Raw genomic sequence first — 23,469 nt, 5'->3', positions numbered from 1 at the left:
GTGCGGGGCTCACAGCAGTGCGGCCGCCATGATGCCGGCGATGCCGATGTGGGCGGACGCGTTGACCCACACCTCGGGGTGGAGCTGGTCGGAGTGGACGATGTCCCCGCGCTTGCCCGGGGTGAGCGCGTCGATGAGGAGGAAGCTCACGGCCATGAGGGCGATGCCGATGAGACCGAAGATCAGGGTGGTGAGGATGCCGGCGACGAGGTCGTCCGCGCTCGCCCGGATCGCGGCGATGACGATGATCGCGACGCCGATGAGGTCCGAGGCGACGAGCACCGCGGCATTGCGCGACTTCTGCTCCCAGAGGACGATGTGGAGTTTGCCGGGGGTGAGGAGGTCGACGACGAAGTAGCCGACGAACATGAGGACGACGCCGCTCACCGCGTAGGAGAGGACGACCCCGATCTCAATGAGGAGTTGTATCAACATGACTGCCTTTCCTGGTGCTGGTCGTCCGCCTGGTCATGTGCGCTCGGGCCGCGCTGTTCGCTCGAGTCCTGTCATCGCTCATTTGCCCGACCCCGGTCCGCCGCCGCGGAAGCCCGAGCCGTCCCCGTAGTTCGAGCCGGTCCCGCCGCTACCGCCGCCGAAGAAGAACGGGAAGAAGAAGAATCCGCCACCGCCGGAACGGGAGGTGTCGCAGCCGACGTAGTCGTAGCTGTCGCCGTTCTTCTCGTAGTCGCCGGCGTTCGGGGCCGAGACGTACTGTCCGTTCTCGAGGTTGTAGTCCCCGCAGTCGGCGTTGCCCGAACCTCCCGAGCAGCTCTGGATGAGCAGCCCGATGAGGAGGAGGACGACGACGAGGGCGACGATCGTCCCGCACCCGAACTTCCGACCCGACCGGCCCGAGCCGCCGCCCGGACGACCGGGTCCGCCTGGGCCGCCGGGACCATTCGGTCCACGCCCGCCGGAACCGTTGTTCCACGGCCCGCCGGGACCTCCCGGGCCGCCGGGTCCACCGGGACCTCCCGGTCCTCCGGGGCGGCCCGGTCCTCCGGGGCGGTTGCCGCCGGGGCCACCAGGTCTGCCGGGGCCGTTCGGTCCACCTCGGCGATGTTCGGCGTCGAAGTCGAAGCTGCCGCCGCCCATCGAGATGTTCGGATCGTTCGACATCACAGCCCACCCCTCGCCGAGGCGGCTGTGAGTCGGCTCGTGCTGTGGACGATCTCGTGGTGCTGGGGGTAGGCGTGCCACGTCTGCCAGCACACCTCACCGGGGCCCGCCGAGATGAGCGCGAGTGCGGTGAGCGCATCCGGGTCACCGGGGAACCCGACGAGGAGATGACGGTCGTGGGAGCGGACCGAGTCGAGCGCCTCGGCGAGGCGGGAGCGGAACGTCGCGGGATCGGCCGACCGGTGGGCGCGGAACTCATGCCGACTCAGCCCGGCCCAGGCGCCGGTCGTGCTCACCGTCTCGTCCCACCGGGGAGTCTCGGTGGGGACGGTGTCACCGGTCTCGGGCAGGCACGCGAAGGTCTCGATGAGGAGGTCGCGGTCCGCCTCGGCGAGGACGACCTGGTGGGAGGACCCGATGACGTGGAGTTCGAGGCGCAGACCGGGGAGGGCGAGGTCGACGATCTCCGTGGCCAGGGGCGCGATGCGGGGGCGGGACAGGGAGAAGCGGAGCTCCGCGGAGCTCGTGTCGGCGAAGGCGACGTCGAGGGGAAGGGCGAGGCTCATCAGCTGCTCGAGTAGATCGTGAAGGAGCCGACGGGGATCGACTCTCCCGTGCTCACTTCCCAGCGGCCGTGGTCGAAGCGCTCGAAGGCGAGCATCTTCCCGTTCGGGGCTTCGTAGTCGACGTAGTCGAGGCCGCCCTTCTCATTCAGTCCCGTCGTGCCCTCGGAGCGGTAGGAGGCGGTGCCGTGCTCGACGATCGAGTAGTCGGTGCCGTCGATCGTGATCGACTTGCTCGTCGGTTCGATGTCGAGGTCGGGGCGGTCGCGCCAGCGGGAGACCTGCAGGTCCGGGTCGTGTTCGACGGTCAGCCACAGGCGGGTCGCGGAGTCGTCGGACTGGAAGAAGTGCTCGGCCCAGTCGTAGCCGCCCTCGGAGATGCGCAGGGTGCCGCGGACGAAGAACTTCTCATTGCCGAACTCGAGGAGGTCGCCGGCCTTGATCTGGGCAGGGTCCCCGCCGGTGTTCTGATCGGCGGCGAACGGGTCGCGGGGAGTCGCAGGGGCCGCCTGGGCCTCCCTCTCCCGTTTCGCCTTCGCGGCCCGGCCGCGCACGATGAGGATCGTCACGAGCGCGACGACGACGAATACGACGATCATGATGATGACGTTGGAGGACACGGTAGCCTGCTTCGCTTCGTTGCCGGTGCGGTCACTGGTCAGTGTAGTCGAGAACGGGGCCTTCGAGGGCGGTCATCGTGTCGGCGACGACGAAGCCGAGATCCTCGTTGAGGGCAAGCATCGCTGTGTTGTCGACGGCGGTGTAGGTCTGCAGCCAGCGGGACCCGTCGGCCTCGGGAACGTCGTGGAGTTGACGCATGTTCGCGACCTTGAGCGCACGGCCGATGCCGTGGCCGCGATGGGCGCGATCGACGAGGGTGTCCTCCTGGATCGCGATCGTCGGATCGTGCCGGGAGACCATGATCTCCGTGTAGCCGACGGCAAGCGGCGCGGACTCGGCGCCGGATTCGGCCGCGTCGATCTGCGCCATCGAACTCACGAGCACCCACCCCTGCTCGTCCATCCGCTCCTCGTGCGTGCGGATCGCCGCGACGTCGGCATGGTGGTCGGGGCGGGTGAGGTCGCCCAAGGGGACGTCCTCGTCCATCTGCGTCCGCAGCCTCGCCCACGCCTCGACGAGGTCCTCCGGGCACATCCCGATCCACGAGGTGATCGTCCAGTCGGGGTCCGGTCGCACCGTCGTCGGATCGGCCGGACCGACCGGCGGGGTGGGGGTGCGCGGGCGTTTGTACCGGTTCGCATCGGCGTCGAGGTAGGCGGGCAGGTCGAGGAGGAGACGCTGCTCCCGGTTGCCCACATGCATGCCCCGCGCCTCGGCGAAGGCGATGCCCGCAGGCGTGTACGTCTCGGTCTGGACGACCTCGGCGGGGGAGTCGCGGAGGATCAGGTCGACCGCCTCGGCGAGGGCCGTGCCGTGACGCGTGCGTCGGTGCGGTGAGAGGACGGTGAGTTCGACGTCGGCGGGGGAGTCGGTGATGAGGGTGACCTCCGCGGCCGCGACGGCCTCCTCGCCGAGGTGGGCGATGAGTGCGATGTCCGTCTTGTCCCGGCGGGGCAGGGCGAACTGGGTGAGCATCGCCTCCTCGCTCAGCCACCAGGGTGCGGTGCGGTCGGCACCGTAGCCTTCGCGCATCACCGCATGCCACTGCTTGAGGCCGCGGACATCATCGGACGTCACACGGGTGATCCGGAGCTCGGCCATGGAAGCAGTGCATCACGCACCGACCCGGTTTTCAAGATGTGCGATCGTCGGGGTCGTCGGTCCCGGCGTTCGGTTCAGCGCTTGGGATCCCCGCCGAGGTGGTCGTCCCCGTCGTCCTGGTCGGGTCCCTCGTCAGGGTCGTCGCGGGGGTCGCGGTCGGGGCGGGGGCCGGGGTCGGAGTCGGGGTCGTGCTTGGGCAGGCGGGAGCCGATGTGCATGCCCGGTTTCGTCATCACCGTGTAGACGAGGAAGAACCCGATGGTGAAGACGACGATGATCGCGAGGGTGAGGAAGATGATCGCCCCGAGTCCGGGAGGCATCACTTGGCCATTCGCCGGCGATCGAAGTAGTTCGCGAAGCGGGCGCGGAACGAGCCCATGCCCACCGAGCCGCTGACGATGACGGTGGGAGCGCCGCCCGCGGGCACGGCGCTGACGGCCGAACGCACGCTGCCCCACGACTTCGAGAGCTCGGCGACGTCGACGCCCCAGTCGTCGGGGACCACGACGACGACGGTGCCGGCGCCGGCGATGACGTCGATGTCGATGGTCTTCAGATCGGTCTCGACCTCGAGGAAGTTGAGTTCGATCGTCGACATCGAGGGTTCGCAGCGGATGTAGGGCGGGACGTTCCACCGGCCGCGGCGGTGCTCGGACTCCCAGCCGGCCTTGACGACGAGCGGGTCGATGGGGTTCCAGCCGCGGGCCTGCTGGGCGGGAGGCAGGCTGCGGACCACCTCGGCGCGCGGGCGGTAGCGGTCCGAGGGCAGGTCCGTGGTCAGGTCGGCGAGAACGGCGTCGAGGTCGACGGGATACTTCGCCTTCTGCACGGCCTCCATCCGCTCGTCGAGTTCGTCGACGGTGATGCGGCCATCGCCGACGGCTTCGCGGAGCAGCTCGATCGCCTCGTCGCGCTCCTTGTGTCCGATGCGGAACGTGCGGGCGGGATCGGAGTCCTCGGGTCGGGGTTCGGCGTCGCTCATACCGCCTATCGTGCCCGAAACGAGTGTGCGGTCACAACGACCTGTGTCGTGTCATGGGGTGGCATTAGGCTAGGGGCGTGTCCACCGCACTGTACAGACGATACCGCCCAGAGACCTTCGACGAGGTCATCGGTCAAGAGCATGTGACCGAGCCGCTCAAGGCCGCGATCGAACGTGGTCGCATCAACCATGCCTACCTGTTCTCCGGGCCCCGCGGCTGCGGCAAGACCACCTCGGCGCGCATCCTCGCCCGGTGCCTCAACTGCGAGAAGGGACCCACGCCGGTCCCCTGCGGGGAGTGCCCGAGCTGCCTCGACCTCGCCAACGGCGGACCCGGCTCGCTCGATGTCGTCGAGATCGACGCGGCCAGCCACAACGGCGTCGACGACGCCCGTGACCTGCGTGAACGCGCGATCTACGCGCCGGCCCGCGACCGTTACAAGGTGTTCATCCTCGATGAGGCGCACATGGTCACCTCGCAGGGCTTCAACGCTCTGCTCAAGATCGTCGAAGAGCCCCCGCCGCACATCAAGTTCATCTTCGCGACGACCGAACCCGAGAAGGTCATCGGCACGATCCGTTCGCGCACCCACCATTATCCGTTCCGGCTCGTCCCGCCCGAGGCGCTGGGCAACTACCTCGAAGAGCTGTGCCGGCGTGAGGACGTCCAGGTCGACAAGGGCGTGCTCCCGCTCGTCGTGCGCGCCGGCGGGGGATCGGTCCGCGACACCCTCTCCGTGCTCGATCAGCTCATCGCCGGTTCGGGTCCCGGCGGCGTCGATTACGCCACGGCCGTGGCCCTGCTCGGCTACACCCCGGATTCTCTGCTCAGCGACATCGTCGATGCGTTCTCCGCCGGCGACGGTGCCGGGGTCTACCGTGCGATCGAGCGGGTCATCGAATCCGGGCAGGATCCGCGGCGTTTCGTCGAGGACCTCCTCGAGCGGATGCGCGACCTCATCGTCATCCATGCCGCCCCCGAGGCGGCGCACGCCTTCCTGCCGGAGGTTCCCCCGGATCGCCTCGAGCGCCTCACCCTGCAGGCGCGCGGATTCGGTCAGGCCGAACTCTCCCGGGCCGCCGACATCCTCAATCAGGGGCTGACGGAGATGTCGGGGGCGACCTCGCCGAGGCTGCAGCTCGAACTCATCGCCGCCCGGATACTCCTGCCCGCTTCGGGTCGCAGTCGCGACGCCGTGCTCAGCCGCGTCGAGCGGATGGAGCGGCGCATCGGCATGTCCGCCTCCGGGTCGGGCGGTACGGTGCCGGCGCAGGCCGGTCCCGAGGCGACGGGGGATGGGTCTACGGGTGCTGGGTCTATGAACGCTGGGCAGACGAGTGCTAGTCAGGGTAGCGGCGCTGGTCAGAGTGCCGTTCAGCATGGTGGCGCGGGGTCGCAGGGCTCGGCGCAGCCGTCGCCGCAGTCCGCGCAGGCCGGCGGACCGTCGTCGATGGGCGCGCAGGCGCCGGCCGGTGGGCAGTCGTCGGTTCCCGATGACTTCGACGAACTCACGGCGATCGCGGCCGCCGCCGAATCGATGCTCAACGACACCCCTGCCGCAGAAACTCGGGGTGCGGTTCAGTCCGGCGGTCCGCAGGTTGGCACAGGACAGCAGCCTGATGGCCGATCCGGTGGTGCTCAGCAGGGCGAGCCTTCGTCGGGCGAAACCTCATCGCGCGATTCCCTGCCGCGCGAATCTCGGCCCGATTCCGAATCCGGCCCATCGCGGCACGATTCCTCGCAGCGAGAAGCCCGGCCTGCTCCCGAGTCCGGCGGTGCCCAGCAGCAGAGGCACGCGGGACCCGAACGAGATTCCCGGCACGAGGCAGGCCCGCGACCGGAGACGGGCTCGGGGCCAGCACAGTCGTCCAGTCAGCTCTCGGATCAGCGCGCTGGCGATCGTGCCGACGGCAGCCGAGCCGACGACAGTCACGCCGGTGACGGCCGTGGCCACGCTGACGGCCGCGCACGTGGTGCAGCGGACGTTCGTACCGGGGCACCGAATCAGACGCGCACCGAGGAATCGCCCTTGGCGCAGGCTGCGCAGCGCGGCAACGGGAACGGGTCGTCCGATTCCCGTGACCGCAGTACCGGACCTCAGACTTCGACCGCGGCCGACGAGCCCACCTCGACGGCTGCAACGGCATCGTCTGCCGCAGCGTCATCCTCAACCGAGGGCGCGAACACCGGCGGCACGGACGGTGCAGGGGCCGGTGCAGGCGCCGGCGGAATCGGTGGCGAGATCGAAGCGATCCGCCGAGCCTGGCCGAACATCCTCGCAGCCGTCGAGAAGCGCAGCCGTCTGACCAGGGCGATCATCGCGGCGAATGCGATTCCGCAGTCGTTCTCCGACGGGGTCGTCTACCTCGGCTTCAACAATGCCGGGTCCGTGCAGGGCTTCCAGCAGCGGGACCATGCGGCGAAGCTCGCCATGGCGATCAACGACGTCCTCGGCATCGAGGCGCGCATCGACATCGGCGATGTCGGACGCATCGGCGGCAACTCGGGCGGACCTGTGGCCTCTGGCAGTTCGGCACCCTCAGGGGGTCAGGGATCACCGGTGTCGCAGCAGAACCGGGGACCGGGGTCGGACTTCCGGCGCCCGAGTCCCGAAGAGGTCGCCGCGGTCGTCGGCACCCGAGAAGTCGACAAGCCGCAGGTCGATCGGGAGAAGTTCTGGGAGACCGGCGACGCACCCCAGGGTCCCTGGTCCTCCGACGACGAGGAGGGAGAAACAGCCCCGCGCCCCGAACCGGCGGACGATTCTGCCCTGACCGCATCGACTCCCGATGAAACCGAGGTCGAAACCGACAGGGACGTTGCACAGGGCGTAGACGGCGAGGCTACGGGCGTCGATGGCGTGGCATCGAGCGTCCCCGATGCGGCCTCGAACGTTGAGGACGCGTCTGCACGCGAGCGCGCGGACATGCCGACGGCGGCTGGCAGTGAACCAGTATTCGTCGGTGACTCTGACGATGCCGGTCAAGGCGTCGACGGCTCGGGCGACACTCACCGGAATGCGGATTCCGCTGCGTCGAGCGACGACGACCTCGTCGTGCCCGACCTCTCCGATGAGGACTTCTTCGGACCATCGACCGGAAGCGGCCCCGCGACGGCCTCCGAACCACCGGCATCGCAGCGGGACGCCTCCGACTCGGTTCCGGCGCATGATGCACGGTCGACAGATGCCGAGTCGACAGATCTCCAGTCGACGATGGGACAGGCGCCGCAGTCAGCTGAGTCGGGGTCTGCGATCGACGGCTCGACTCGTCACGCGGACGAGGTTGACGATGAGCCGATGGAGTATGTCCAGCCGCGGTGGGAAGAGCCCGTCTGGCATGACGCTCCGCAGCAGTCCGGCCCGACGGGCGGGGAGACGGATTCGACGAGCGCCGGCAGCGGCGCGGTCGACGTCGGCGCCGTCGTCGTCCCACCGCCTGAGGACGACGATCTCGACTACCTCGGCGCATATGCCGATCCCGACGCCGACTTCACCGGTCAGGGCGGTGCCGCACCCGGAGCAGGTCGGGCCGACGTCGCACCCGGCAGCGATGGCGCGTCGAACCGGACGGGGAACCAGCCCTCGAATCAGACTGCGGGTGGTGGCGCGAAGCCGTTCAAATCGCGGTTCGCCGCGATCGCCGAACGCCACGGCATGGACACGGGAGCCTACTCGGCCCCGAGCGCGCCGCCGCGGAACCCGGCACCGGCGCCCGCCTCGGCGAGTGAGGCCCCCGGTTCGGGGCAGGTCGAGGACGAGTATGATCCGGAGACGGACCTCGACATCACCGACGCACCACAGGTCGGCGTCGCCGTGATCGCCAAGGTCCTCGGCGGAGAGATCATCGATGAAAGAGACGTATGAGCGCAGTGTATGAAGGTGCCCTTCAGGACCTCGTCGAGGAATTCGGCAAGCTCCCGGGCATCGGGCCGAAATCGGCTCAACGACTCGCGTTCCACATCCTCCAGGCCGACTCCGGTGATGTGAACGCGTTGGCTCAGGCTCTGAGCAACGTCAAGAAGCGTGTGCGCTTCTGTGAGATCTGCGGCAACGTCTCCGAAGAGGCCGAGTGCACCGTCTGTCAGGACCCGCGCCGGGACCGGACGATGATCTGCGTCGTCGAAGAGCCCAAGGACGTCGTCGCCATCGAACGCACCCGTGAGTACCGGGGTCTCTACCACGTCCTCGGTGGGGCGATCGACCCGATGGCCGGCATCGGCCCCGACAATCTGCGGATCAAGGAGCTCATGCCCCGCCTGCAGAACGGGGAGGTCACCGAGATCGTCATCGCCACCGACCCCAACCTCGAGGGGGAGGCCACCGCGACGTACCTCGTGCGGCTGCTCAGCACCCTCGGGGTGACCGTCACCCGTCTCGCCTCCGGACTGCCGGTGGGCGGTGACCTCGAATACGCCGACGAGGTCACTCTCGGTCGGGCGTTCTCCGGTCGACGCGAGATCGACTGAGCACAGATCAGCTGAGCAGAGATCGACCGAGCAGATGAGGACGCCGATGGATCGCACGAGAACCTCGAGGACGGACAGGCGGAAGTCGGCGCGCATCTCGCGTTGGCAGACCATCATCGCGATCGTGCTCGTCGTCTGCGGGTGGATCGTCGCCGCAGTCTTCGTGCGCCTCGCCCTCGACTGGTCCGACTCCCAACCGTATGAGGGTCAGACGACCGAGCAGCGCTACCTCATCATCGCCGCAATCGGCATCGGCATCGGGCTGAGCAGTACGGTCGGTGCGGGCCTGTGGTGGTGGACCATGAGACGCCTCGGGCGCAGGCGCTGAGCCGACCTCGGCCACGCGCAGCATAAGTCCGAGTGGCTCATTTGATGCCGGCCGATCTCGGCGAGGGGCAAGTCGTCTGCCATCTCGACGCACTCCTCTACCAGCGGGAAGTGGTGCAGAGGCGGGCGATTGCCCGTCGTGAGCGCCGTGGGGTCGGACTTCGAGTGAGAGGGGAGCATCGGCATGCGCGGGTGAGATCATGACTCTGTCTCAGCGTTCTCAGATCAGCTCCATCACCGGGCCCTCATGCACAGCCTCGTAGATCACGTTACGAATCTCGTTGGCCTCATCCGAGGTCAGGGTGCGATCGACGGGGCGCAACATGATTCGGACCAGGAGATTGACCTGTCCTTCCAGAGTGCCGAGCCTAGAGCGAGCGGCCTCGGGCAAGGCCTCGTGTGGTGTGCGGCTGAGAACCTCGAGAGACTCGATCACGTCGGCCTTGTCTTCGAGGACGACGCGGATGCGATCACCAAGTGTCTCTTCGTCCTCGTCTGCATTCACAACGACGGAGATGTCGCGTCGTGCCGCAGGCAGAAGTGAAACGTGCTGCCATGGATCCAGGTTGAGCATCTGGGTTGCTATACGAGGATCTTCTGCTCGAAGGTAGCGGATGTCGGGGATGCCCTTGCGCAGCATCAGTGCACGTTCAAGGCCCATCCCGAGAGCCAGGCCGGACCATCGTTCGGGGTCGAGGCCCGAACCGCGCAACACCTCGGGATGGATGCGGCCGCACTCGGCGAGTTCAAGCCATTCGCCATCGTGGAGCACGTCGATCTGTCGGCCACCGACGGTGTACGGGTGCGCCACGTCTGTTGTTCTCCACTGCGCATCCGGGAGGACCGCCTCGACCAGGTGGCCGATCATCGTGAGCATGTCCTCGTCGCCGGTATCCGGAGTGCTGCGGATGCGCCACAGGTCAACCTGGTGCGGTTCCCCCACGTGGGTGCGATCGACGGCGTCACGACGGTAGACGAGGCCGGGAGCCACGAGTAACTCATCCACCCGGGGCATTCCCGCATAGTCCTCAAGGACGCGCGGGAGCTCGGCACTCATATGACTGCGGAGCATCACGGCGGGGCTGATGTAACGGGTGTACCGGCGAGCCCGAGTGACATCACCTTGGTCGTAGCCGAGGCGATCGTAGTTGTTCCGAACAGGAACGACCGGCGAGCTGCGCACATACCGAACGGAGGTGTCCCACTCGGGCTGCAGACGGTCGATGACTGTCTGCAGGAGAGTCTGGATGGCGTGACGTCCCTGTTCGGGATCGGTGAGGTCGCGCACGTTGAGAGCGCGATAGAGCTGGTCGGAAGTCAGATAGTCGGTGTGCGACATGAGGAGGTCTCCAAGATGATGGCAGGCGGGTGAAGGAAGAGAAGCTTCCCCCGGCCGAGGCTGCGGAGACCTGCTGCGCTACGACTGCGCGTCAAAGACCCCGCGACCGTATCCCGGCCGGGGGTCTTGAAATCGCTGCTGAGTCGGCATGGCACCAGCGTAACTGCGTGACCAGCCACCCGCAAGGAACGTCAACAACCTCCTGGCCAGCAACAACAAGCCGGCGCCTCGCTCAAGCCGACCGCCGCTTTTCGACGCGAGGAACTCTCGAAAAGTGGCGTCCGGCTTGCACGAGGTCGCCGAGGCGGCGGCCGCATCGAAAAGTGGCGGCCGGCTTGAACGAGGGCACGAGACACACCCCCGCAACCGTGAGACAGGTGTCTGTATGACGGGCACCCCCTCGGCCGCCGAGGCCCACCTCCTACAATGGATGGGACGCCGGTCCGCCGACGCCGCCTGCACAGTGAGCACCACCGCAGGCTTCGGCACTGCGAGAGCACACGACCGGCACTGTCCGCATACGCGACCAGGAAGAGACTTCAGTGAGCATAGTCGTCCAGAAGTTCGGCGGGTCCTCCGTCGCCGACGCCGAATCCGTCAAACGGGTGGCCCAGCGCATCGTCGAATACCGGCAGGCCGGGCATGAGGTCGTCGTCGTGGTCTCCGCCATGGGTGACAGCACGGACGATCTCATCGACCTCGCCCAGCAGGTCTCCCCGCTGCCACCGGCCCGCGAACTCGACATGCTGCTCACCGCCGGTGAGCGGATCTCGATGGCCGTGCTCGCCATGGCGATCGCCAACCTCGGCTTCGAAGCCCAGTCGTTCACCGGCTCCCAGGCCGGCGTCATCACCGACGAGCAGTTCGGCAAGGCCCGGATCATCGACGTCACCCCCGGCCGCATCCGCTCAGCCCTCGACGACGGAAACATCGCCATCGTCGCCGGCTTCCAGGGTGTGAGCCAGACCGCGAAGAACATCACGACGCTCGGCCGCGGTGGCTCGGACACCACCGCCGTCGCACTCGCCGCAGCCCTCGGCGCCGACGTCTGCGAGATCTACACCGACGTCGACGGCGTCTTCACTGCCGACCCCCGCATCGTCTCGACGGCGCGCAAGATCGACGAGATCGGCTTCGAGGAGATGATGGAGATGGCGGCCTCCGGCGCCAAGGTCCTCATGCTCCGCTGCGTCGAATACGCTCGGCGCTACAACGTCCCGGTCCATGTGCGCTCGTCCTTCTCCCGCAAACAGGGCACCTGGGTGACCGACTCGGCCATCCCCGAAGCATTTCTGCCCGCACGCAGTGCGAAGGCAGCGGAATCAGAAACGGAGTCCACCATGGAACAGGCAATCATCTCCGGAGTCGCCCACGACCGCTCCGAGGCCAAGGTCACGATCGTCGGCGTCCCCGACATCCCCGGCAAGGCCGCCGAGATCTTCAAGACGATCGCGGCCCAGGAGATCGACATCGACATGATCGTCCAGAACATCTCCACCCGCGAACCGGGCAAGACCGACATCTCCTTCACCCTGCCGAAGACCGACGGTTCGAAGGCCATCGAGGCCCTCGACTCGGCGAAGGCGAAGATCGGCTTCGACCAGGTCCGTTACGACGACCAGATCGGCAAGCTCTCCGTCGTCGGCGCCGGCATGCGCTCCCACCCGGGCGTGACCGCCACGCTCTTCGAAGCGCTCAGCGACGCCCAGGTCAACATCGACATGATCTCCACCTCGGAGATCCGCATCAGCGTCGTCACCCGGGCAGACCTGCTCGACGACGCCGTCCGTGCCGCCCACGCGGCCTACGGACTCGACACAGAGGACAACGAAGCAGTGGTCTACGGAGGGACAGGACGATGAGCGTTTCAATCGGAGTGGTCGGAGCCACCGGCCAGGTCGGCGGCGTCATGCTCGACCTCCTCGCCGAGGATCCCGGCTTCGAGATCGAGAACCTGCGCCTCTTCGCCTCGGCGCGCTCGGCCGGCAAGGTCGTCGAATTCCAGGGCCGTGAGATCGTCGTCGAGGATGCCGCCGAGGCGGATCCGAGCGGACTCGACATCGCCCTGTTCTCCGCCGGTGGGGCGACCTCGCGTGCCCAGGCCGAACGGTTCGCTGCGGCCGGGGTCATCGTCGTCGACAACTCCTCGGCGTGGCGTTCGGACCCCGAGGTTCCGCTCGTCGTCAGCGAGGTCAACCCCGAGGCGCTCGACACCGTGCCCAAGGGCATCATCGCCAACCCCAACTGCACGACGATGGCGGCCATGCCCGTGCTCAAGGCCCTCGACGCCGAGGCGGGACTGACCCGCCTCATCGTCTCGACCTACCAGGCCGTGTCCGGGTCGGGGCTGAGCGGCGTCGAGGAGCTCGCCTCCCAGATCGAAGCCGGTATCGCCGATGCCCGGGCGCTCACCCGCGACGGATCCGCCGTCGACCTGCCCGCACCGGACAACTACGTCGAACCCATCGCCTTCAACGTCCTGCCCCTGGCCGGCAGCATCGTCGACGACGGTGAGTCCGAGACCGACGAGGAGAAGAAGCTGCGCAACGAGAGCCGGAAGATCCTCGGACTCCCGGACCTCCTCGTCGCCGGCACCTGCGTGCGCGTTCCCGTCTTCACCGGGCACAGCCTGAGCATCCACGCCGAGTTCGGCTCCGACATCAGCCCCGAGAGGGCCACGGAGATCCTCGCCGAGGCGCCCGGCGTCGTCCTCGACGAAGTGCCCACCCCGCTCAAGGCCGCCGGCACCGACCCCAGCTACGTCGGACGCATCCGCGCCGACCAGTCGGCACCCGCAGGCAAGGGGCTCGTCCTCTTCGTCTCCAACGACAACCTGCGCAAGGGGGCAGCACTCAACACCGTGCAGATCGCGGCCCTGCTCGCACAGAAGCTCGAGGCGCAGGCCGCCTGAGCGCGGGCAGAGCGCAGCGCAGAGCAGCACGCTGAGCGCTGAGCAACCTGAGCGCAGGGTCGCCTGCACCTATAAACAGGTTGCTATATATAAATATTTATATTAGTGGCGGGCCTTTCGGCTGAGTAGGGTGATCGAGGAGATCACCGACTCGAGCAGAAAGGCCCGCCATGCGTGTGCCCCGACCGTCCCTCGCCTTCGGGGCAGCCGCGGCCCTGAGCCTCGTGCTCACCGGGTGCACCGGTCCCACCGCCTCGGGGTCGGCCGAACTCTCGATCGTCACCTCGACGAACGTCTACGCCGACATCATCTCCCAGGTCGCCGGGGACACCGCGAAGGTCACCGCGATCATCGACGACCCCAACCAGGACCCGCACGCGTACGAGGCGACGACGCGGGACCGGCTCAGACTCACCAAGGCCGACCTCGTCGTCATCAACGGCGGCGGCTATGACTCCTTCATGACGACGATGCTCGAGGCCTCGGACGCGAAGCCCGAGGTCATCGACGTCGCCGCGATCTCCGGGCTGCCCGGCTCCGAAGACGCCGGCGCGGACGCGCACGGAGGCAAGGACGACCAGGGCCACGGAGACGACCACAGCCACGAGGGCGACCACGAAGGCGCGGCGGGCGACCACGCCGGGCACGACCACGGCGAGTTCAACGAACATCTCTGGTACTCCGTGCCGACGATGGGCAGGCTCGTCGACGACGTCGCCGACCACCTCGGCGAGGCGATGCCCGAGCAGACAGCGAAGATCACCGCCGACGCGAAGGCCTACAAAGGTGAGCTTAAGGGACTCGAGGAGGCCATCGGGTCGGTGAAGGCCGCACACGGCGGAGAGAAGGTCGCGACGACCGAACCCGTGCCGCTGTGGCTCTTCGACGACATGGGGCTGGAGAACATCACGAGCCCCGAGTTCCTCGCCGCCGTCGAGGAGGGCAACGACGTTCCGCCGCTCGCGCTGCGGGACGCCGACGCCCAGATCAGCTCCGGTGAAGCGGTGCTGCTGGCCTACAACACCCAGGCCGCAGGCCCGCATGCCGAACAGCTGCGAGCCACCGCCGAGGCATCGGGGGTCCCGGTCGTCGACCTCGCGGAGACGATGCCCGCGGATGAGCAGTACACGGAGTGGATGGGCGGCAGCATCGACCGGATCGCCACGGCACTGAAAGGGCACGCACACTGATGGACGCCACGACGGACACCGCCACGACTGACACCGCGGCACCGCTGACCGCGACGCAGCCCGACGACTCGCCCCAGCCCGGCCAGGCGCCGGTCATCGAACTGCGGGACGCGCAGCTGCGCTTCGGCGACCGCGTCCTCTGGCACGACCTCGACCTGCAGGTCGCCCCGGGTGAGTTCCTCGCCGTCCTCGGCCCCAATGGCACGGGCAAGACCTCGCTGCTCAAGGTCCTCCTCGGGCAGCATCACCTCTTCGCCGGCACCGCCGAGATCGACGGCAGACCCATCCATGCGGGCAACCCCGCCATCGGCTACATCCCGCAGCAGCGCGGCATCGACCTGCACACGCCGATGCGCGGGCGCGACATCGTGCGCATGGGCATCGACGGGTACCGCTGGGGTCCCGGCTGGCCGTCGCGGCGGCGACGCCAGCACGTCGACGAGCTCCTCGCCGCCGTCGGCGCGAGCTCCTACGCCGATGCTCCCGCCGGAACCCTCTCCGGCGGTGAACTCCAGCGACTGCGCGTCGCCCAGGCACTCGCGAGCAACCCGAAGGTGCTGCTCTGCGACGAACCCCTCCTCTCTCTCGACATGCGTCACCAGCAGGTCGTCGCCGCCCTCATCGACGAGCAACGACGTGCCCGCGATGCCGCCGTCCTCTTCGTCACCCATGAGATCAACCCGATCCTGCCCTACGTCGACCGGATCCTCTACATCGTCGGCGGCCATTTCCTCATCGGCACCCCCGCCGAGGTGATGACGACGGAATCGCTCACCCGTCTCTACGGTTCCCCGGTCGAGGTCGTCCGGGTGGGTGGGCGCCTCATCGTCGTCGGCGGTGAGGACGAATGCACCGATCACCACGTCCACCACGGCCGCGACGCCCACGCCGATGCTGCGCCCACCGATCCGGAACGAGGTGCCATCTGATGTCGGCCGCAGAGATCTTCGGCAGCCTGTTCACCTTCGAAGACTACGGCGAACTCGTCGCCCTGCTCACGAACTCCCTCATCGCCGCGGGCCTCCTCGGCGTCGTCGGCGGGCTCATCAGCGTCTTCGTCATGGCCCGGGACATCCCGTTCGCCGTGCACGGAGTCTCCGAACTCTCCTTCGCCGGGGCGGCGTTCGCCCTCCTCGTCGGCTTCGACGTCGTCACCGGGTCGATCGTCGGCTCCATCCTCGCGGCCCTCATCATCGGCGTCGGCGGGGCCAGAGCTTCGGAGAAGAACGCGATCATCGGCGTCCTCATGCCCTTCGGGCTCGGGCTCGCGATCCTCTTCCTCGCCCTCTACGACGGACGTTCGGCGAGCAAGTTCGGCCTCCTCACCGGGCAGATCGTCGCAATCACCCCCGCCCAGATCACGACCCTGGTCGTCTGCGCGTTCATCGTCCTCATCGTGCTCGCGATCGTGTGGCGGCCGCTGCTCTTCGCCAGTCTCGACCCGGAGGTCGCCCGCGCCAAGGGCGTGCCCGTCTCGGTGCTCACGATCGTCTTCATGCTCGTCCTCGGCCTCGCCGTGGCGCTGAGCGTCCAGATCGTCGGGGTGCTCCTCGTCCTCGCCCTCCTCATCACCCCGGCCGCCGCGGCCACCCAGGTCTCGGCCTCGCCGCTGTGGGTGCCGATCCTCAGCGTGATCTTCGCCGTCACCGCCTCGGTGGGCGGAATCCTCATCGCGCTGGGATCACCCGTCGTGCCCATCAGCCCGTTCGTCACGACGATCTCCTTCCTCATCTACCTCGTCTGCCGGGTCATCGGCCACCGTCGGCTGTCCTCCCTCCACCGGCATCGGGCGGCCCGGGCCGAGCACCAACAGCAGCCCACCGCTACGTCATGATTGAGGCTGACGACAAGGCAGGTTGGTGCATCGGCGCTCCCGGCACCGACTAAACTGGGTCGAATGAAGAAACGCGCACTCGCCGCCGGCGCCCTCGCCGTGCCAGCCGCAGCCGGCATCTGGGCGGCGGGCATCGAACCCCACCTCTTCGCGATCCGCCGGCACACGCTGCCGGTGCTGCCGGCAGGCCATGAGCCCATCCGCGTCCTCCACGTCGCCGACCTCCACCTCACCTCGTGGCAGAAGCATCGTGCCGCGTGGGTGAGCGGACTCACCCGGCTCGAACCCGATCTCGTCGTCAACACCGGCGACAACCTCTCGGCCGACATCGTCCCCGAGGTCCTCGACGTCTTCGACGGCCTCCTCGACGTCCCCGGCGTCTTCGTCCTCGGGTCGAACGACTTCTTCTCCCCGCAGGCGAAGAACCCCGCGAAGTATCTGCGCTCGCCCTCGCAGGTCAAGCACCGGACGACGCCCGACCTCGACGTCGACGGCCTCATCCGCGGTTTCACCGACCGCGGGTGGGTCTTCCTCGACAACGCCGAGACGCAATTGACCATCAACGGGACCAGGATCGACTTCTCCGGCCTCGGGGACGCCCACATCGATCGCGACCGGATCCGCTGGAGCGAGGACGGCGACCTCGTCCATCCGCGGTTCGACTCCGCAGCCGACCTCAAGGTGGGCGTCACGCATGCGCCGTATTCGCGCACCCTGGAGGCGTTCGCCTCGGCGGGGGCGGATCTCATCATGGCCGGGCACACGCACGGTGGGCAGATCCGGGTGCCGTTCTGGGGTGCCCCTGTGACGAACTGCGATCTCGATCGGACACGCGCACGCGGCGTGTTCGGCTACCGGGAATCGCTCGTCGAGATCTCCGCCGGACTCGGATTCTCACCGTTCTCACCTGTGCGTTTCGCCGCTCGCCCCGAGGTGGCCCTGCTCACCCTGGTGCCGAGGGGCTAGCGCTTTCACCGTTCTCTGAGACGACGCTCAACTCGAGTTGGTTAAACTTGGTTTCATGGTGTCTCCTGAGTCAAATCCCGAACCGACCAAGATGGCAGCCTTCCTCCAGTTCGTCGCGGTCAGCGCGGTGGCTGGAATCGTGGCTGCCGGACTTGCCATCCCCGGAGTCGGTGTCGCCACAGCCAGCGCGAACAGCGCGGTCGAGATCTTCAACGCCCTTCCCGCGACCCTGGAGGAGCGCGACCTCGGCGAGAAGTCGACGATGCTCGCCGCCGACGGGTCGAAGATCGCGGACTTCTACTGGCAGAACCGCGTCGAGGTGCCTCTCGACCAGATCTCACAGGAGATGCAGGACGCCACGATCTCCGTCGAGGACTACCGGTTCTTCGAGCACGGCGGGATCGACCTGGAGGGCATCGCCCGTGCAGCGGTGCACAATATGGTCTCCTCGACGACGCAGGGCGGATCGACGCTGACTCAGCAGTACGTGAAGAACGTGCTGGCGGAGAACGCCAATGCGGAGGCGAACAAGGAAGGCGTCGAGGCAGCCAAGGAATCCGAGGGAACGGCCGGTTACGCGCGCAAGCTGCGTGAGGCCAAACTCGCCGTAGCGGTGGAGAAGAAGTACGACAAGAAGGAGATCCTCAACCGCTACCTCAACATCAACAACTACTCGGGGTCGCCCAACGTCTACGGCGTGCAGGCCGCGGCCTACCGGTATTGGGGCATCGACGCGAAGGATCTCAACATCCAGCAGTCGGCGATGCTCGCCGGCATCGTCCAGAACCCGGCCGCGTTCAACCCCGAGCGCTTCCCCGACGCCACGCTCAAGCGCCGCAACACCGTGCTCGGGCAGATGCTCAAGTACGGTCACATCACCCAGAAGCAGTACGACGAGGCGATCAAGACCGGCCTCGACCTCAAGATCAACCGGACGCCCAACGGCTGCTCGGCAGCGGACAACGGTGCGGGATTCTTCTGCAACTACGTCGTCAACGTCATCAAGAACGATGAGACGTTCGGCAAGACCGTCGAGGACCGCATCGCGACCCTGCAGCGCGGCGGTCTGACGATCAAGACCAGCCTCAATCCCGACATCCAGAAGGTCGCGGACAAAGAGGTCAAGAAGCGCGTGCCCGTCGGTGACCCCTCGGGTGCCGGCCATGCCCTCGTGACGGTCGAGCCCGGTACGGGTGAGGTCGTCGCCATGGCCCAGAACCGTGAGTACACGGAGGGCGAGGTCAGCAAGAAGGACAAGAACAAGAAGACGAACATCAACTACACCGTCGACAAGAAGCACAACGGCGGCAACGGGTTCCAGGTCGGATCGACATGGAAGCCCTTCGTGCTGGCCACGTGGCTGAAATCGGGCAGAAGCCTCAACGCCACGGTGAATGCGACGAAGCGGAACTTCCCTGCGAGTTCGTGGAAGTACAGCGGCTGTCCGAACATGGGCGGCGACTGGGACCCGAACAATGCCGGCGACGGTTCGGGCAACGGGTCGATGACCGTGCTCAATGCCACGAAGAACTCGGTCAACACCGGGTACGCGGCGATCGGCAACCAGCTCAACATGTGCAAGATCATGGACACGGCCACGGATCTGGGCATCCGCTACGGCAGCGGAGAGAAGCTGGACACCGCCGACAGCAAGGGCTTCATCCAGGCGCTCTCGCCGTCGTCGATTCTCGGTACGACCGAGACGACGCCGATCGCCATGGCTGCGGCGTTCGCGACGTTCGCCAACGACGGGGAGTTCTGCGGACCGCGGCCGATCACGGAGATCAAGGACCGCAACGGCAAGAAGATGGACGTTCCCGGCGAGGCCTGCAAACAGGTCCTCGACAAGCAGGTGGCGCGCGGTGTCGCGTACGCCCTGACGCAGACGTTCAACGGCGGTACGACGAGCGGTCTGGGCATCGGCGTGCCGGCCGGCGCGAAGACCGGTACGACCAACTTCGAGGTCGGCCACACCTGGCTGCTCGGCTTCACCAAGACCCTGTCGACGGCCGTGTGGACCGGTGACCCGCGAGGCACCCGCGACTGGCGCCGCAACGGCAAGGGCAAGGTCAGCGGATCGATCTACGGTGCGACGATCTCCGGTAAGACCTGGCAGGCGTACATGAGCAAGGCCGTGAAGTTCACCAAGGGCAACACCGGCTTCCCGAAGCCGAGCTCGAAGTACTTCCAGGGCGGCGGCTCCGGCGGCAGCGGCGGTTCCTCCTCGACCGACACCAATCGCGGAGGCGGCGGTGGCGGCAACGGCGGCGGAGGATCCTCCAACGGCGGCGGAGGATCCTCCAACGGCGGCGGAGGATCCTCCAACGGCGGTGGTGTCGGCGGCGGCAACGGCGGTGGCGGCGACGGCGGCAATGGCGGCGGCGGAGACAACGGCGGCGGTGGGGGAGACGAAGCTCCCGGCCTCGGCGGGAACTGACCGCACGCCGAACAGCTCGCGCTGACAGTCTCGGACCGAGGTGAACGCCTCGGACCGACAGACTCGGACCGACAATCGGGGCGGAACGATCTTCGGAATCGTTCCGCCCCGACTGCATTCAGCGCTCGGCCACCCGACACCGACAGCCCGTCGCCACGCGTCGCCCATCTCCGCTAGTGTGGGATCGGGCAGCCGCCGACGCTCCACCGTGGGCCGGTGCTGCCATCCCGCCCGGTTCCGCCGGGCGCCGACGACCGAAGTAGGAGAGACATGACCAAGTGGGAATACGTCACCGTTCCGCTCATCGTTCACGCGACGAAGCAGATCCTCGATCAGTGGGGTGAGGACGGCTACGAACTCGTCCAGGTCGTCCCGGGACCCGACAACAACGGCCTCGTTGCCTACCTCAAGCGCCCCAAGGCCTGAGGCTCGGGGCCGGATCGGCCCCTGCACCCGCAGCACCTCACCTACCACGACTCTCGTCGAAGGAGACCACCCATGTCGACCGTTCTCGACCGCATCAACGAACTCGGCCTCGAACTGCCGAAGGTCGCAGCCCCCGCCGGCGTCTACGTTCCCGCCCTGCGCACCGGCAACTACGTCTACACCTCCGGTCAGCTGCCGGTCGTCGACGGTGCCCTGCCGACGACGGGCCACCTCGGCGCTGAGGTCGACGTCGACACCGGATACCAGCTGGCCAGGATCGCCGGACTCAACGCGCTCGCAGCCATTGCCTCGGTGATCGGGGACCTCGACAGGATCGTGCGCGTCGTCAAGGTCACCGGCTTCGTCAACTCCACCGACGACTTCACCCAGCAGCCGGCGGTGATCAACGGCGTCTCCGAGCTCTACGGGGAGATCTTCGGCGACAAGGGCCAACACGCCCGCAGCGCCGTGGGCGTGAACACCCTGCCGCTGGGCACGCCCGTCGAGGTCGAGGTCGTCGTCGAGGTCGAGGACGATGCCGCTTAGCGGACGCTCCCTTCCGGTCTCGGACGAACTGACCTGGCTGCTCGACCTCTGGCGTTCGGAGGGGCGGCAACCGGTTCCCGAACCTCCGCGACCCGCCTCGGCGATCATCCTCGTCAGGGACACCCGTGCGGGGCTCGAGACGTTCGTGACCCGTCAGCTCGACGCCCGCGGCGTCGAGGACCGCAACCGCTGGGCCTACCCGGTTGGGGACCTGCGGCCCAGCGACCTGCGCAAACTGCCCGTCACCGGATGGAAGTCGTCGCGCTGTGCGATGACGCTGAGCATCGAGAACAAGTCCCGGGCGCTCCAGCAGTTCTCGGCGGCCGCCCGGGTCGCGTTCGCCTCGACGGGGGTGCTGCTGGCCGAGAACGTCGACCACGACCTCGTCGCCACCCCGCAGACCGAATGGCAGTCGACCCGCTACCGCCTCCTGTCGAACGAGGTGTCGTGGTCCCAGGTCCTGCGTGAGCGCGACCTGCGCCTGCGACCGGACCTCCTCAAGCCGTGGCTGCGGTGGATCAACACGGCCACCCAGCTCCACCGCTTCGACACCACGTACTTCCTGGCGGCCGTGCCCTTCGGTCAGGACGTCGACTTCCTGTCCTCGAACGAGAGCTCCGGCGGGTGGAAGCGGCCGGAGGAGATCCTCGCCGACGCCGAGGACGACCCCAACCGGATCAGTGCGAGCACTCGGCTCATCGTCGAGAGCCTGCTCACCGTGCCCACCGTCGGTGCCGCGATGGCCCAGGTCCGCGACGTCCACCCGCTGCGTCCGGAGATCGTCGACGAGGACGGGCAGTGGCGGCTCGTCATCCATCCGCGCCGCGACTTCCACCGGAAGGGCACGCTGCGCGACCGCGATGTGGCCGTGGGGGACGATGAAGACGACGATCGCACCGGGCTGATGAGCCTGGGCGCCGACGACGATGACGACACTGTGGACGAGGACACCGACGACTCATGAGGATCCGCGCGAACAATCCCTCCCCGATGACCCTGACCGGGACGAACACGTACGTACTCGCCTCCCGGGATGACTCCGCGGCCGTGCTCATCGACCCGGGTCCGGAACTCGCGGAACATCGTGAGAACTTCCTCGCCGAGGTGGGGGAGAGGCGGCTTGCCGCCATCGTCCTCACCCACCAGCATGCCGATCACTCCGAGATGCTCGGCAGCATCGACCAGTGGGCTCCGGACGTGCCCGTCTACGCCGTGCTCGACCGATTCGCCCGCCACACTCCGCCGGTGTCCGACGGGAACCGCATCGTCTTCGGCGATGATCCGACCGATGTCCTCGAGGTCGTCGCCACACCCGGGCACACGAGCGACAGCATCAGCCTCATCCACGACGGAACCCTTTACAGCGGGGACACGATCCTCGGCGAGGGGACGACGATCGTGACCTACCCGGAGGGGTCGCTCGGGGACTACCTGGACAGTCTCGATCGGCTGCGGGAGCTCTGCGATGCCGGGGCGTTCACCCGGATCGAACCGGCCCACGGGCCGACGATCGAGTCACCCGCCGAGGTGATCGACCACTACCGCAGCCACCGCCGTGAGCGCATCGCCCAGGTCCAGGCGGCACTCGACCAGGGCGCGCGCACGGCGGCCGAGGTCTGCGACATCGTCTACCACGACGTCGACCCCCGAGTCCGCGGGGCCGCCGAGCAGATCGTCCGCGCACAGTTGGCCTACCTCGGCGCGCTCTCACCCGACGACGTATAGGGTCAGGGCACCCGGCAGCACAGACGTGCTAGCCCCGCCCGACCATATGCGACAGTCACTGTCGGGGCGTTCCTCGTGTGGTCGGCAGCGAGCCTGCCGTGTGCGGTCAGCGGGCGCGGTTGCGCATGCGCTCCATGTCGAGGATGACGACCGAGCGGGCCTCGAGGCGGATGAAACCGCGGGCGGCGAAGTCGGCGAGTGCCTTGTTCACGGTCTCGCGGGAGGCGCCGACGAGCTGTGCCAGCTCCTCCTGGGTGAGGTCGTGGGCGACGAGGACGCCGTCGGGTGCCGGCTTCGAGAAGCGGGCGGCGAGGTCGAGCAGAGCCTTGGCGACACGACCGGGGACATCGGAGAACACGAGGTCGCCGACGGTCTCATTCGTCCGACGCAGACGCTGCGCGAGGGCCTTGAGGAGGTTGAGTCCCGCCTGCGGGCGGTCCTTGAGCCAGGTGGTGAGGTCTTCGTGCTTGAGGCTGAGGAGCTCGGACTGCGAGACCGCGGTGACGGAGGAGGAGCGCGGGCCCGGATCGAAGAGGCTGAGCTCGCCGATGATCTCACCCGGACCGACGACGGAGAGGAGGTTCTCACGGCCGTCGGAGGACTCGCGGCCGATCTTGAGCTTTCCGGTGGAGACGATGTAGAGCTCGTCACCGGCGTCGCCCTCGTGGAAGAGCACGGTTCCCCGGCGGAGGCTCCGCGGCTTCATGAACTTCATCAATGCGCTCGTCGATTCGTCGTCGAGCCCGGCGAAAAGCGTGGCGCCCCTGACAACTTCAATATCCACAGTGTCCTCCTTGTGATGGTCTCCACACATAAATCTACCTGCTCAAGGGTACCTGTACCACCGACTACGCGCGGGTTGCGGGAATTGGAGTCTCCTGGTGTCGTTTCCTCGACGCTCGCCGAGGTGGGTC

At 67.6% G+C, this 23,469-nt stretch carries 23 protein-coding genes; 14 read left to right on the top strand and 9 right to left on the bottom strand.

Annotated features, from left to right (window positions below; genetic code table 11):
• Positions 1 to 9: 9 nt before the first annotated feature.
• The 7 genes from AAHA49_RS15445 to AAHA49_RS15415 all read right to left on the bottom strand — a co-directional run bounded on the left by AAHA49_RS15445 (position 10) and on the right by AAHA49_RS15415 (position 4,386).
• The gene (locus AAHA49_RS15445) at positions 10 to 435 is read right to left on the bottom strand and encodes a DUF350 domain-containing protein (protein WP_259801404.1); all 426 of its coding nucleotides are present in this window, start codon (positions 433 to 435) and stop codon (positions 10 to 12) included.
• Positions 436 to 513: 78 nt separating this feature from the next.
• Complete coding sequence (locus tag AAHA49_RS15440) at positions 514 to 1,119, bottom strand: hypothetical protein (RefSeq protein WP_342038908.1); 606 nt, start codon at positions 1,117 to 1,119, stop codon at positions 514 to 516.
• Entirely contained in the window at positions 1,119 to 1,685 is a 567-nt protein-coding gene (locus AAHA49_RS15435; protein WP_342038907.1) for a DUF2617 family protein, read from the bottom strand. The genes AAHA49_RS15440 and AAHA49_RS15435 overlap by 1 nt, the downstream gene beginning before the upstream one ends.
• A complete protein-coding gene (locus tag AAHA49_RS15430) occupies positions 1,685 to 2,302 on the bottom strand; it encodes a DUF4178 domain-containing protein (protein ID WP_342038906.1) in 618 nt (205 codons plus the stop codon). Before AAHA49_RS15430 ends, AAHA49_RS15435 begins: the two co-directional genes overlap by 1 nt.
• Positions 2,303 to 2,333: 31 nt before the next feature.
• Complete coding sequence (locus tag AAHA49_RS15425) at positions 2,334 to 3,404, bottom strand: GNAT family N-acetyltransferase (protein WP_342038905.1); 1,071 nt, start codon at positions 3,402 to 3,404, stop codon at positions 2,334 to 2,336.
• Between the two features lie 74 nt (positions 3,405 to 3,478).
• The gene (locus AAHA49_RS15420; RefSeq protein ID WP_342038904.1) at positions 3,479 to 3,724 is read right to left on the bottom strand and encodes a hypothetical protein; all 246 of its coding nucleotides are present in this window, start codon (positions 3,722 to 3,724) and stop codon (positions 3,479 to 3,481) included.
• A complete protein-coding gene (locus AAHA49_RS15415) occupies positions 3,724 to 4,386 on the bottom strand; it encodes a DUF1707 SHOCT-like domain-containing protein (RefSeq protein WP_342038903.1) in 663 nt (220 codons plus the stop codon). The genes AAHA49_RS15420 and AAHA49_RS15415 overlap by 1 nt, the downstream gene beginning before the upstream one ends.
• A 77-nt stretch (positions 4,387 to 4,463) precedes the next feature.
• Between AAHA49_RS15415 and AAHA49_RS15410 the strand changes: the two genes are divergently transcribed.
• Genes AAHA49_RS15410 through AAHA49_RS15400 form a run of 3 tightly spaced genes read left to right on the top strand, consistent with a single transcriptional unit; the run spans position 4,464 to position 9,182 of the window.
• Positions 4,464 to 8,252 (top strand): DNA polymerase III subunit gamma and tau, encoded by a 3,789-nt coding sequence (locus AAHA49_RS15410; protein WP_342038902.1) that lies wholly within the window; start codon positions 4,464 to 4,466, stop codon positions 8,250 to 8,252.
• 5 nt (positions 8,253 to 8,257) lie between these two features.
• Entirely contained in the window at positions 8,258 to 8,854 is a 597-nt protein-coding gene (recR, locus tag AAHA49_RS15405) for a recombination mediator RecR (protein WP_342038921.1), read from the top strand.
• Positions 8,855 to 8,900: 46 nt separating this feature from the next.
• Positions 8,901 to 9,182, top strand: a complete 282-nt coding sequence (locus AAHA49_RS15400; protein ID WP_342038901.1) for a hypothetical protein — start codon at positions 8,901 to 8,903, stop codon at positions 9,180 to 9,182.
• A 219-nt stretch (positions 9,183 to 9,401) separates the two neighbouring features.
• Here AAHA49_RS15400 and srmL read toward each other — a convergent pair whose 3' ends face one another.
• Complete coding sequence (srmL, locus tag AAHA49_RS15395) at positions 9,402 to 10,520, bottom strand: PheS-related mystery ligase SrmL (RefSeq protein WP_342038900.1); 1,119 nt, start codon at positions 10,518 to 10,520, stop codon at positions 9,402 to 9,404.
• A 542-nt stretch (positions 10,521 to 11,062) separates the two neighbouring features.
• Here srmL and AAHA49_RS15390 point away from each other — a divergent pair.
• The 11 genes from AAHA49_RS15390 to AAHA49_RS15340 all read left to right on the top strand — a co-directional run bounded on the left by AAHA49_RS15390 (position 11,063) and on the right by AAHA49_RS15340 (position 22,555).
• Positions 11,063 to 12,382 (top strand): aspartate kinase, encoded by a 1,320-nt coding sequence (locus AAHA49_RS15390; RefSeq protein ID WP_339393249.1) that lies wholly within the window; start codon positions 11,063 to 11,065, stop codon positions 12,380 to 12,382.
• Positions 12,379 to 13,431, top strand: a complete 1,053-nt coding sequence (locus AAHA49_RS15385; protein ID WP_342038899.1) for an aspartate-semialdehyde dehydrogenase — start codon at positions 12,379 to 12,381, stop codon at positions 13,429 to 13,431. Before AAHA49_RS15390 ends, AAHA49_RS15385 begins: the two co-directional genes overlap by 4 nt.
• 170 nt (positions 13,432 to 13,601) lie before the next feature.
• Positions 13,602 to 14,621 (top strand): metal ABC transporter solute-binding protein, Zn/Mn family, encoded by a 1,020-nt coding sequence (locus AAHA49_RS15380; RefSeq protein ID WP_342038898.1) that lies wholly within the window; start codon positions 13,602 to 13,604, stop codon positions 14,619 to 14,621.
• The gene (locus AAHA49_RS15375; protein ID WP_342038897.1) at positions 14,621 to 15,550 is read left to right on the top strand and encodes a metal ABC transporter ATP-binding protein; all 930 of its coding nucleotides are present in this window, start codon (positions 14,621 to 14,623) and stop codon (positions 15,548 to 15,550) included. The genes AAHA49_RS15380 and AAHA49_RS15375 overlap by 1 nt, the downstream gene beginning before the upstream one ends.
• Positions 15,550 to 16,455, top strand: coding sequence for a metal ABC transporter permease (locus tag AAHA49_RS15370; protein ID WP_339393253.1), 906 nt, complete (start codon positions 15,550 to 15,552; stop codon positions 16,453 to 16,455). Before AAHA49_RS15375 ends, AAHA49_RS15370 begins: the two co-directional genes overlap by 1 nt.
• A gap of 63 nt (positions 16,456 to 16,518) precedes the next feature.
• Positions 16,519 to 17,421: a metallophosphoesterase gene (locus AAHA49_RS15365; RefSeq protein WP_342038896.1), complete on the top strand. Its 903-nt coding sequence runs from the start codon at positions 16,519 to 16,521 to the stop codon at positions 17,419 to 17,421.
• 55 nt (positions 17,422 to 17,476) lie between these two features.
• Entirely contained in the window at positions 17,477 to 19,858 is a 2,382-nt protein-coding gene (locus AAHA49_RS15360; protein WP_342038895.1) for a transglycosylase domain-containing protein, read from the top strand.
• A 270-nt stretch (positions 19,859 to 20,128) separates the two neighbouring features.
• Complete coding sequence (sp36, locus tag AAHA49_RS15355; RefSeq protein WP_096158366.1) at positions 20,129 to 20,284, top strand: Sp36 family protein; 156 nt, start codon at positions 20,129 to 20,131, stop codon at positions 20,282 to 20,284.
• Positions 20,285 to 20,356: 72 nt separating this feature from the next.
• Positions 20,357 to 20,830: a RidA family protein gene (locus AAHA49_RS15350; RefSeq protein ID WP_342038894.1), complete on the top strand. Its 474-nt coding sequence runs from the start codon at positions 20,357 to 20,359 to the stop codon at positions 20,828 to 20,830.
• The gene (locus AAHA49_RS15345) at positions 20,820 to 21,794 is read left to right on the top strand and encodes an NUDIX hydrolase (protein ID WP_342038893.1); all 975 of its coding nucleotides are present in this window, start codon (positions 20,820 to 20,822) and stop codon (positions 21,792 to 21,794) included. The genes AAHA49_RS15350 and AAHA49_RS15345 overlap by 11 nt, the downstream gene beginning before the upstream one ends.
• Positions 21,791 to 22,555: an MBL fold metallo-hydrolase gene (locus AAHA49_RS15340; protein WP_342038892.1), complete on the top strand. Its 765-nt coding sequence runs from the start codon at positions 21,791 to 21,793 to the stop codon at positions 22,553 to 22,555. Before AAHA49_RS15345 ends, AAHA49_RS15340 begins: the two co-directional genes overlap by 4 nt.
• 106 nt (positions 22,556 to 22,661) lie before the next feature.
• On the opposite strand, the gene AAHA49_RS15335 is transcribed toward AAHA49_RS15340, so the two are convergent.
• Positions 22,662 to 23,339: a Crp/Fnr family transcriptional regulator gene (locus AAHA49_RS15335; RefSeq protein WP_040342444.1), complete on the bottom strand. Its 678-nt coding sequence runs from the start codon at positions 23,337 to 23,339 to the stop codon at positions 22,662 to 22,664.
• Between the last annotated feature and the right edge of the window lie 130 nt (positions 23,340 to 23,469).

Source organism: Brevibacterium ammoniilyticum, assembly GCF_038429965.1.
GTDB classification, from domain to species: domain Bacteria; phylum Actinomycetota; class Actinomycetes; order Actinomycetales; family Brevibacteriaceae; genus Brevibacterium; species Brevibacterium ammoniilyticum.
The sequence above is the reverse complement of the archived record's forward strand: the minus strand, read 5'-3'. Positions and strand labels throughout refer to the sequence as shown.

What these genes read in the sequence shown, in the direction of transcription:
- AAHA49_RS15445 (WP_259801404.1), bottom strand. Translation starts at nt 435, where the DNA reads ATGTTGATACAACTCCTCATTGAGATCGGGGTCGTCCTCTCCTACGCG.
- AAHA49_RS15440 (WP_342038908.1), bottom strand. Translation starts at nt 1,119, where the DNA reads ATGTCGAACGATCCGAACATCTCGATGGGCGGCGGCAGCTTCGACTTC.
- AAHA49_RS15435 (WP_342038907.1), bottom strand. Translation starts at nt 1,685, where the DNA reads ATGAGCCTCGCCCTTCCCCTCGACGTCGCCTTCGCCGACACGAGCTCC.
- AAHA49_RS15425 (WP_342038905.1), bottom strand. Translation starts at nt 3,404, where the DNA reads ATGGCCGAGCTCCGGATCACCCGTGTGACGTCCGATGATGTCCGCGGC.
- AAHA49_RS15420 (WP_342038904.1), bottom strand. Translation starts at nt 3,724, where the DNA reads ATGCCTCCCGGACTCGGGGCGATCATCTTCCTCACCCTCGCGATCATC.
- AAHA49_RS15415 (WP_342038903.1), bottom strand. Translation starts at nt 4,386, where the DNA reads ATGAGCGACGCCGAACCCCGACCCGAGGACTCCGATCCCGCCCGCACG.
- AAHA49_RS15400 (WP_342038901.1), top strand. Translation starts at nt 8,901, where the DNA reads ATGGATCGCACGAGAACCTCGAGGACGGACAGGCGGAAGTCGGCGCGC.
- srmL (WP_342038900.1), bottom strand. Translation starts at nt 10,520, where the DNA reads ATGTCGCACACCGACTATCTGACTTCCGACCAGCTCTATCGCGCTCTC.
- AAHA49_RS15385 (WP_342038899.1), top strand. Translation starts at nt 12,379, where the DNA reads ATGAGCGTTTCAATCGGAGTGGTCGGAGCCACCGGCCAGGTCGGCGGC.
- AAHA49_RS15380 (WP_342038898.1), top strand. Translation starts at nt 13,602, where the DNA reads ATGCGTGTGCCCCGACCGTCCCTCGCCTTCGGGGCAGCCGCGGCCCTG.
- AAHA49_RS15375 (WP_342038897.1), top strand. Translation starts at nt 14,621, where the DNA reads ATGGACGCCACGACGGACACCGCCACGACTGACACCGCGGCACCGCTG.
- AAHA49_RS15370 (WP_339393253.1), top strand. Translation starts at nt 15,550, where the DNA reads ATGTCGGCCGCAGAGATCTTCGGCAGCCTGTTCACCTTCGAAGACTAC.
- AAHA49_RS15365 (WP_342038896.1), top strand. Translation starts at nt 16,519, where the DNA reads ATGAAGAAACGCGCACTCGCCGCCGGCGCCCTCGCCGTGCCAGCCGCA.
- AAHA49_RS15360 (WP_342038895.1), top strand. Translation starts at nt 17,477, where the DNA reads ATGGTGTCTCCTGAGTCAAATCCCGAACCGACCAAGATGGCAGCCTTC.
- sp36 (WP_096158366.1), top strand. Translation starts at nt 20,129, where the DNA reads ATGACCAAGTGGGAATACGTCACCGTTCCGCTCATCGTTCACGCGACG.
- AAHA49_RS15350 (WP_342038894.1), top strand. Translation starts at nt 20,357, where the DNA reads ATGTCGACCGTTCTCGACCGCATCAACGAACTCGGCCTCGAACTGCCG.
- AAHA49_RS15345 (WP_342038893.1), top strand. Translation starts at nt 20,820, where the DNA reads ATGCCGCTTAGCGGACGCTCCCTTCCGGTCTCGGACGAACTGACCTGG.
- AAHA49_RS15340 (WP_342038892.1), top strand. Translation starts at nt 21,791, where the DNA reads ATGAGGATCCGCGCGAACAATCCCTCCCCGATGACCCTGACCGGGACG.